This window comes from Pseudonocardia lacus, from assembly GCF_018531445.1.
GTDB classification, from domain to species: Bacteria; Actinomycetota; Actinomycetes; order Mycobacteriales; family Pseudonocardiaceae; genus Pseudonocardia; species Pseudonocardia lacus.
The window spans coordinates 1-1,311 of sequence record NZ_JAHDTH010000458.1 but is presented as its reverse complement, the minus strand read 5'-3'; the positions used below and the strand labels follow the sequence as shown (position 1 = coordinate 1,311).

Annotated in this window: 1 protein-coding gene; it reads left to right on the top strand. The window is 72.5% G+C overall.

Annotated features, from left to right (window positions below; genetic code table 11):
- Positions 1-878, top strand: an 878-nt coding sequence (locus tag KIK08_RS39060; RefSeq protein WP_214408337.1) for an IS110 family RNA-guided transposase, incomplete at its 5' end; no start/stop codon positions are given.
- Positions 879-1,311 lie beyond the last annotated feature (433 nt).

The following is a 1,311-nucleotide window of genomic DNA, read 5'->3' as shown; positions in this document are numbered from 1 at the left end:
GGGAGGCGCCGGAGGTGGTGCTGGAGGCCACCTACGGCTGGTACTGGGCCGCGGACACCCTGGCCGAGTTGGGCGCGAACGTGCATCTGGCGCACCCGCTGGGAGTGAAGATGTTCTCCCTGCGGCGGGTGAAGAACGACGAACGTGACGCGGCGGACCTGGCGGATCTGCTGCGGATGGGCCGGCTACCCGAAGCCTGGATCGCCCCGCCCGCGACCCGGGAGCTGCGCGGCTGGGTGCGCCACCGGGCCAAGCTGCTCGGGCTGCGGTCGAACCTGAAGTGCCAGGTCCACGCCGTGCTCGCCGGCGCCGGGGTGCAGGTCCCGATGAGCGACCTGTTCGGGGCAGGCGGGCGGCGACTGCTCGATTCCAGCCGGCTCGCTGTCGAGTCGCGGTCGCGGGTCGACTCGCTGGTCCGGTTGATCGAGGTCCTGGACGTCGAGATCGACACCTTCGCCCGATCGGTCCGGGCGCGGTTGCGCACCGACCCCGGCTACCTCGCGATCCAGACGATCCCGGGGGTGGGGCCGGTCCTGGCTGCGGTGTTCGTCGCCGAGATCGGTGACATCGGTCGCTTCGCCCGGGCGGCGCAGCTGGCGTCCTGGGCCGGGCTGACCCCGACCCATCACGAGTCCGACACCCGCGTGCACCGCGGGCGGATCACCAAACAGGGCAGCCGGTTGGTGCGCTGGGCCGCGGTCGAGGCCGTGCAACGCGTGCCCGCCCCCACCCGCCTCGGGCAGGTCCGCGACCAGGTCGGTGCCCGGCGCGGGCGCAACATCGGTGTGGTCGCGGCCGCGCGCGAGCTGACCACGCTGGTGTTCTACGGGCTGCGTGATCACCACATCCGGTGCCTGTCGTCTCGACCGGCGGCATGAGCCGCCCTCTCACCTCGCGGTGGACGCGGATCGTGACTGTCATGATCCCCGACCCGGCATCCTGCCAACGCGTCCTGCCGGCTCGGCGTGATCGCCCCGTCTGATTGATCCCGCCCACCGCGAACCTGTCGCAGCGCACCATGCCGCCCCCTGCGCGGCGAAGGGATGACCGACAGCCCTCACCCGGGCCTGTCCACCCCGGCCGGGAACCCGGCCCTGGAGCAGCACACGACACCCCCGCCGCCACCCCTGGGAGTCGCGACCAGCAGATCCTCCGCCTCTCACAGCGTGCGCCGACCGGCGACGGCGTCAAGGACCTCCGGCCGCTGCGCGGGCGCCCTGACGGGCGCTCCTTGACCCCGCCGCCTACCTCGACGCGCCCAGAACCCGGCGGAGAACCCCCAGAACAAAGATCAACAGCAAGAACAGGGGG